The organism is Rhodococcus marinonascens NBRC 14363, assembly GCF_001894885.1.
GTDB classification, from domain to species: Bacteria; Actinomycetota; Actinomycetes; order Mycobacteriales; family Mycobacteriaceae; genus Rhodococcus_F; species Rhodococcus_F marinonascens.
Map to the genome: position 1 here is coordinate 1 of NZ_BCXB01000066.1, position 8745 is coordinate 8745.

Sequence of the window (8745 nt, forward strand, 5' to 3'; positions counted from 1 at the left end):
GCATCGTTGCGGTTGGTGTATGTCGGCGGCGAGGAATTGCCGGTGGATCTGTTCGGGCGTTTGGCGGCGAAGTCGGATGCACGCCTGGACAACACGTACGGGCCGACCGAAGCTGCGGTCAATGTGACGTACTACCGGTGTGATGACCGGGGCGTGTTGACCGTCCCGATCGGTGTCCCGGTGTGGAACACCCACACGTATGTGATGGATGGACGGATGCAGCCGACCCCGGTGGGGGTGCCGGGGGAGTTGTATCTGGGCGGGGTGCAGCTGGCCCGCGGGTATCAGGGCCGGGCGGACCTCACGTCGGACAGGTTCGTGGCGAATCCGTTCGGTGAACCGGGTTCCCGGTTGTATCGGACGGGGGATCTGGTTCGGTGGAACCGTGATGGGCGGTTGGAGTTTTTGGGCCGCACCGATTTCCAAGTGAAGGTGCGGGGTCTGCGGATCGAGTTGGGGGAGATCGAGGCGGCGTTGGTGGTGCAGGATGGTGTCACGCAGGCGGTGGTGGTGGTGCACGAGAGCGACCTCGGTCAGCAGTTGGTCGGGTATGTGGTGCCCGAGAGCGGCCGGTCGGTCGATACGAAGGCGGTGCGCGAGGCCGTCGGCCGGGTGCTTCCCGCGTACATGGTGCCGGATGTACTGATGGTGGTCGACGAGTTCCCGTTGAGTTCGAGCGGAAAGGTGGATCGGAAGGTGTTGCCGGTGCCGGTGTGGGCGCTGCGGGAGTTCCGGGCGCCGACGAATCCGGTGGAAGAGATTGTGGCCGGGGTGTTCGCCGAGGTCCTCGGTGTGGAGCGGGTCGGGTTGGATGATGATTTCTTCGCTCTGGGTGGTAACTCGTTGATCGCGACCCGGGTGACAGCCCGGTTGGGCGCGGCGTTGGACACTCGGGTGCCGGTGCGGGTGATCTTCGAGGCGTCGACGGTGGAGGCGCTGGCGGTTCGCGCCGAGCAGCATGCGGGTGAGGGTGGCCGTCCGGTGTTGGTGGCGGGTCCGCGGCCGGAGCGGGTGCCGTTGTCGTTGGCGCAGCAGCGGATGTGGTTTTTGAATCAGTTCGATCCGGGGTCGGCGGCATACAATATTCCGTTGGCGATCCGGTTGACGGGCGTGTTGGATGTGGCGGCGTTGCAGGCGGCCGTCGTTGATGTGCTGGCCCGTCATGAGGCGTTGCGGACGGTGTTCCCGGATTCGGATCAGGGTCCCTCGCAGGTGATCGTGCCGGCGTCGGGGGTGCCGGTGGATCTGGCACCGGTGCCGGTCGCGGATGAGGACGAGTTGCGGGTCCGTGCGGCCGCGTTGCTGACCCGCGGTTTCGACGTCACCGAGTCTGTGCCGGTGCGTGGGGCGTTGTTCCGGGTGTCGGAGTCCGAGCACGTGCTGGCGATGGCCGTGCACCATATTTGTGCGGACGGGTTCTCGACCGAGCCGATGGCGCGGGATGTGGTGGTGGCGTATGCGTCCCGGCGCGCGGGGCACGAGCCGGGGTGGGCGCCGCTCGAGGTGCAGTATGCGGATTACACGTTGTGGCAGCAGCGGGTGTTGGGTTCGGAGGATGATCCGGGATCGATGCTCTCGCAGCAGATCGGCTACTGGACCGGGGCGTTGGCGGGTTTGCCGGATGTGCTGGCGTTGCCGACGGATCGGCCGCGCCCGGTGGTGCGGTCGGGTGTCGGTTCCAGTGTCGAATTCGTCGTAGAGGCGGCGACGGTGGCGCGGGTGGAGTCGTGGGCGCACGAGCGGGGTGTGACACCGTTCATGGTGATGCACGCGGCGTTGTCGGTGGTGTTGGCGAAGTTGTCCGGTACCACCGACATCGCGGTGGGTTCGGCGATCGCGGGTCGTGGCGAGTCGGCGCTCGATGATGTGGTGGGCATGTTCGTGAACACGTTGGTGCTGCGGGCCGAGTGCGACCCGAATTTGTCGTTCACGGAGTTGGTGGATCGGGTGCGGGAGACGGATCTGGAGGCGTTCGCTGCGGCGGATGTGCCGTTCGAGCGGTTGGTGGAGAAGCTGAACCCGACACGGTCGCAGTCGTTCTCGCCGTTGTTCCAGGTGATGCTGTTGTTCCAGAATTACACCCAGTCGGTTGTGGAGTTGGCGGGGTTGACGATCGCACCGGTCGAGGTCGAGTGGGAGGCGGCGCAGTTCGATCTGTCGATGACCCTTTCCGAGTCGGGCGGCAGGGAGGGCGGCTACGCGGGGTCGCTCGGCTATGCGACCGACATCTTCGATGAGGTGACAGCGGCGCAGATCGCGGAGCGGTTCGTGCGGGTCCTCGACACTGTTCTGGAAGATCCGTCGGTGCCGGTGGGGGATCTCTCGGTCCTCGACGACGTCGAGCGGCAGCGGGTGCTGGCGGAGTGGAATGACACCGGGCACCCGGTGCCGCACACCACGCTCGCCGACTTGTTCGAAGCGCAGGTGGTGCGTACTCCCGACGCCCCGGCGGTGGTGTTCGACCGGACAGTCTTGTCGTACGCCGAGTTCGACGCCCGCGCGAATCGTCTGGCCCGGTATCTGATCGGCGCCGGGGTGGGCCCGGAATCGTTGGTGGGCATCGCTCTGCGCCGCTCGGCCGATATGTTGGTGGCGATCTATGCGGTGGTCAAGTCCGGCGGCGCGTATGTGCCGATCGATCCGGACCAGCCCGCTGAGCGGATCGCGCATGTGGTGGCCATCGCCGAGCCGGCCTTGGTCCTGACTACGACCGACGATGGGGCGGTATTGCCGGCGTCGGTCGTATCCGTGGCGCTCGACGTCATGGATGTGTCGGAGTATTCTGCCGACCCGATCGGTGACGGGGAGCGAGTGGCGCCGCTGCGGCCGGAGAATCCCGCCTATGTCATCTTTACCTCGGGATCGACCGGTGCACCCAAGGGTGTCGCAATACCGCATGGGGGCATCGTGAACCGGCTGCTGTGGATGCAACAGCGGTACCCCATCGACGCCGGTGACGCGGTCCTGCAGAAGACCCCGACCACCTTCGACGTGTCGGTGTGGGAGTTGTTCTGGCCGTTGCAGACCGGTTCGCGCGTGGTGGTCGCTGAAGCGGACGGGCACCGCGACCCGGCCTATCTCGAGCGGGTGATCCGTGAGCAGTCGATCACCACTGTGCATTTCGTGCCCTCCATGCTAGAGGTGTTCCTGACAGGTGCAGATGTCGCGGCGTGTCGCTCGCTGCGCCGGGTGTTCGCCAGTGGTGAGGCGTTGGCGCCGGCGACGGCGGCCCGTCTGCACCAGGCCGGGGGGGCGGCGTTACACAACCTGTACGGGCCGACCGAGGCGTCGGTAGATGTGACCTACTACGAGACCGCGCCGGGCGATTCGGTGGTGCCGATCGGGTCGCCGGTGTGGAACACCCGAACATTTGTGCTCGATGCGCGGTTGCGCCCGGTGCCGGTGGGGGTGGTGGGCGAGTTGTATCTGGGTGGTGTGCAGTTGGCGCGCGGGTATTTCGGGCGTCCAGATTTGACGGCGGACAGGTTCGTGGCGAATCCTTTCGGTGGGCCGGGTTCGAGGTTGTATCGGTCGGGGGACTTGGTCCGCTGGCTGCCGTCCGGGCAACTCGAGTATTTGGGGCGCACCGATTTCCAGATCAAACTCCGTGGTCTGCGGATCGAGTTGGGGGAGATCGAGTCGGCGCTGACCGTGCAGGACGCTGTGGCGCAAGCTGTGGTGGTGGTGCACGAGAGCGACCTCGGTCAGCAGTTGGTCGGGTATGTGGTTCCGGCTGCGGGACACACGGTCGAGATCGGTACGGTGCGTAGCGCGGTGGGGCGGTCACTGCCCGCCTACATGGTGCCGGATGTACTCATGGTCCTCGACGTGTTGCCGCTCAACAGTTCCGGGAAACTCGATCGGCGGGCGTTGCCGGCGTCGGAGTTCACTGTCCGGGAGTTCCGAGCGCCGACGAATCCGGTGGAGGAGATTGTGGCCGGGGTGTTCGCCGAGGTGTTGGGTGTGGACCGGGTGGGGTTGGATGATGATTTCTTCGCTCTGGGTGGTAACTCGTTGATCGCGACCCGGGTGACAGCCCGGTTGGGCGCGGCGTTGGACACTCGGGTGCCGGTGCGGGTGATCTTCGAGGCGTCGTCGGTGGAGGCGCTGGCGGTGCGTCTCGAACGGCATGCGGGTGAGGGTGGCCGTCCGGCGTTGGTGGCGGGTCCGCGGCCGGAGCGGGTGCCGTTGTCGTTGGCGCAGCAGCGGATGTGGTTTTTCAATCAGTTCGATCCGGGGTCGGCGGCATACAATATTCCGTTGGCGATCCGGTTGACGGGCGTGTTGGATGTGGCGGCGTTGCAGGCGGCGGTGGCCGATGTGCTGGGCCGTCATGAGGCGTTGCGGACGGTGTTCCCGGATTCGGAGCAGGGTCCGTCGCAGGTGATTGTGCCGGTGTCGGGGGTGCCGGTGGATCTGACACCGGAATGGTTGGCTGCGGATCAGGGGTATGCCCGGGTATTCGGGTTCGTCGGTGGTGGGTTCGATGTGGCGGCGGAGGTGCCGTTGCGGGTGCGGTTGTTCCAGGTTGCCGGCGACGAGTTCGTGTTGGCGATGGTGCTGCACCATATTTCTGGTGATGGTGGGTCGACGGCCCCGTTGTCCCGGGATCTGGTGGTGGCGTATGCGGCTCGCCGCGCGGGGCACGCGCCGGGGTGGGCACCGCTACAGGTGCAGTACGCGGATTACACGTTGTGGCAGCAGCGGGTGTTGGGTTCGGAGGAGGATCCGGGGTCGGTGATTTCCCGCCAGTTGGCATATTGGACTTCGGTGTTGGCGGATTTGCCGGATCTGGTGGAGTTGCCGACCGATCATCCGCGTCCGGCGGTGCAGTCGCCGCGGGGGGCGCGGGTGGGTTTCACGTTGTCGGCGGATCTGGCGGAACGGATCGACCGGTTGGGGCGTGAGCATCGGGCGACGTTTTTCATGGTGGCGCATACGGCGTTGGCGGTGTTGTTGGCCCGGGTGAGCGGGGCCGAGGACATTCCGATCGGTACTCAGATCGCGGGCCGTGGTGAGGCGGCGCTCGATGATTTGGTGGGGATGTTCGGGAACACGTTGGTGTTGCGGACCCGGATCGAGGGTGCGGCGTCGTTCACGGAGGTGCTCGGTCAGGTTCGGGAGGTGGATCTGGCTGGTTTCGGGCATCCGGATGTGCCGTTGGAGCGGCTGGTGGAGATTCTGAACCCGGCCCGGTCGACGGCGTATTCGGCGTTGTTCCAGGTGTTGTTGGTGGTGCACAACTTCGCGGAAACGCGGGTGTCGTTGCCTGGTTTGGAGATCGAACCGGTCGATACCGGGTCGGTTGGGGCGAAGCTGGATTTGGAGTTGGATCTGGTCGAACGGTTCGATGTGGAGGGCCGGCGCACCGGGATCGATGGGTCGCTGACGTATGCGTTGGATTTGTTCGAGGAATCGACGGTGGCCGGGTTCGGTGCGATGTTCACCGCGATCCTCGAGGCGGTCACGGTGGATGCGGCGGCGCCGGTGGGGGCGATCGAGTTGCGTGGCCCGGCCGAGCGCCGGGCGGTGGACGGGTGGAACGCGACCGCGGTCCCGGGACCGGATGTCACGTTGGTGGGGGTGTTCGAGGCGCAGGTGGCCCGGACCCCGGATGCGACGGCGGTGGTGTTCGGCGACGAATTGTTGACGTATGCGCAGTTCGCTGCGCGGGTGCACCGGTTGGCCCGGTTTTTGATCGCGCGGGGGGTGGGTCCGGAGTCGTTGGTGGGTGTGGCGATGGGCCGGTCGCTGGATCTGATGGTGAGTATTTATGCGGTGCTCGAGGCGGGCGGCGGGTATGTGCCGATCGATCCGGAGCATCCTGCCGACCGGACTGCGTATGTGGTGGCGACTGCGGTCCCGGTGTTGGTGCTGACCACCACCACCGATCGTGTGGTCTTGCCGGCCGGGGTGGCGGTGGTGGAGGTCGACGGCCTGGATGTGTCGGGGTACTCGTCCGCGGTGGTGGTGGAGTCCGAACTCCTCGGACCGTCGCGGCCGGGGAATGTGGCGTATGCGATTTTCACTTCGGGGTCGACGGGGCGGCCGAAGGGGGTGGCGGTCAGTCACCGGTCGGTGGTGAATCAGATGGGGTGGATGCGGGAAAGGTATGGGCTCGGCGTGGCCGACACGGTGTTACACAAGACGCCGGTCACCTTCGATGCGTCGGTGTGGGAGTTGTTCTACCCGTTGCAGGTGGGGGCCCGGTTGGTGGTGGCGGCCCCGGGTGGGCATCGTGATCCGGAATATTTGGTGCGGACTGCGGAGCGGTGGGAGGTCACGATTTTGGAGTTCGTGCCCTCGATGCTGGCGTTGTTCCTTGCGGCGGATTCGGTGTTGGCGTTGCCGGCGTCGTTGCGGTATGTCTCGGTCGGTGGTGAGGCGTTGCCGTCGGAGATGGCGGCGAGGTTCTTCGACCGTACGGATGCGGTGTTGGACAACACGTATGGGCCGACGGAGGCGACGGTGACGGCGACGGTGTTCGGGTGCCTGCCGCAGGCGCAGGCCGGTTCGATCCCGATCGGTGCGCCGATCCGTAATACCCGGACGTATGTGCTCGATGCGCGTTTGCGCCCGGCCCCGGTGGGGGTGGCGGGGGAGTTGTATTTGGCGGGTGTGCAGTTGGCCCGCGGGTATGTCGGGCGCCCGGATCTGACGGCGGACCGGTTCGTCGCGAATCCCTTCGCGGGCGCGACGGCGGGGGAGGACGCCGGTTCACGGTTGTATCGGACCGGGGATTTGGTGCGGTGGAACCGGGACGGTGATCTCGAATATTTGGGGCGCACCGATTTCCAGGTGAAGGTGCGTGGTCTGCGGATCGAGTTGGGGGAGATCGAGTCGGCACTGACCGTGCAGGAGTCGGTCGGGCAGGCAGTGGTGGTGGTGCACGAGGGTGGTCTGGGCCAGCAGTTGGTGGGGTATGTGGTGTCCGCGGACGGGCATTCGGTCGACACGGAGTCGGTGCGCGCCGCGGTGGGCCGGTCGCTGCCGCGGTACATGGTGCCCGATGTGCTGATCGTCCTCGGCGAATTTCCGTTGAACAGTTCCGGGAAGTTGGACCGGAAGGCGTTGCCTGCGCCGCAGTGGAAGGTTCGTGAGTTCCGGGCGCCGACCACTCCGGTTGAGGAGGTTGTGGCCGGGGTGTTCGCCGAGGTTCTGGGTGTGGAGCGGGTGGGGCTCGACGACGATTTCTTCGCGTTGGGTGGTAACTCGTTGATCGCGACCCGGGTGATCGCCCGGTTGGGTACGGCGTTGGATGCGCGGGTGCCGGTGCGGGTGATCTTCGAGGCGTCGACGGTGGAGGCGTTGGCGGTGCGGGCCGAGCAGCATGCGGGTGAGGGTGGCCGTCCGGTGCTGGTGGCGGGTGTGCGGCCGGACCGGGTGCCGTTGTCGTTGGCGCAGCAGCGGATGTGGTTTTTGAACCAGTTCGATCCGGAGTCGGCGGCGTACAACATTCCGTTGGCGATGCGGTTGACCGGTGAGTTGGATGTGGCGGCGCTGGGTGCGGCGGTGACCGATGTGTTGGTCCGGCACGAGGCGTTGCGGACGGTGTTCCCGGATTCGGAGCAGGGTCCGTCGCAGGTGATCGTGCCGGTCTCGCAGGTTCCGGTGGATCTGACTCCGGTGCCGGTGGCCGGTGAGGACGAGCTGCGTGATTGTGCGGCGAGGTTGTTGACCGGTGGGTTCGATGTGGCCGCCGGGGTACCGATTCGGGGCGGACTTTTCCGGGTCTCGGACTCCGAGCATGTGCTGGCCATGGTGGTGCACCATATTTGTGCGGACGGGTTCTCGACGGCGCCGTTGGCCCGGGATGTGGTGGTGGCGTATGCGGCCCGGTGTGCCGGGCACGAGCCGGGGTGGCCGCCGCTCGAGGTGCAGTATGCGGATTACGCACTCTGGCAGCGGAAGGTGCTGGGTTCGGAGGACGATCCGGGATCGCTGATTTCGCAGCAGATCGAGTATTGGACGGGTGCTTTGGCGGATCTTCCGGATGTGCTGGCGTTGCCGACGGATCGGCCGCGTCCGCCGGTGCGGTCGGGGATCGGTGGCACGGTCGAATTCGCGGTGTCGCCGGCGACGGTGGTGCGGGTGCAGGCGTCGGCGCACGAGTGGGGTGCGACGCCGTTCATGGTGGTGCATGCGGCGTTGTCGGTGGTGTTGGCGAAGCTCAGTGGTAGCACCGATATCGCGGTGGGTTCGGCGGTCGCGGGCCGGGGTGAGGCGGCGCTCGATGATCTGGTGGGGATGTTCGTGAACACGTTGGTGTTGCGGGCCGAGTGTGATCCGGATATGTCGTTCGCCGAACTGGTCGACCGGGTGCGGGAGACCGATCTCGAGGCATTCGCTCATGCGGATGTGCCGTTCGAGCGGTTGGTGGAGAAGTTGAACCCGGTTCGGTCGCAGTCGTTCTCGCCGCTGTTCCAGGTGATGTTGGCGTTCCAGAATTACACCCAGTCGGTTGTGGAGCTTCCGGGGTTGACGATTGCGCCGGTCGAGGTGGACTGGACGGCGGCGCAGTTCGACCTGTCGATGACTCTCGGTGAGGCGGCCGGCGGTGGGTATCTGGGGACGCTGGCGTATGCGGCGGACATCTTCGATGCGGTGACGGCGGCGCAGATCGTGGACCGCTTCGTGCGGGTGCTCGAGGTGGTTCTCGACGATCCTACGGCGGCGGTGGGAGAGGTCTCGGTCCTCGACGACGGCGAGCGGGCACTGGTGCTCGAGACGTGGAACGCCACCGGC

1 protein-coding gene is annotated in these 8745 nt (G+C 66.3%); it reads left to right on the forward strand.

The genetic code is table 11. The features are described 5' to 3' along the window. A partial coding sequence (locus RM2_RS22165) for a non-ribosomal peptide synthetase (protein ID WP_139277896.1) occupies positions 1-8745 on the forward strand: 8745 nt, incomplete at both ends.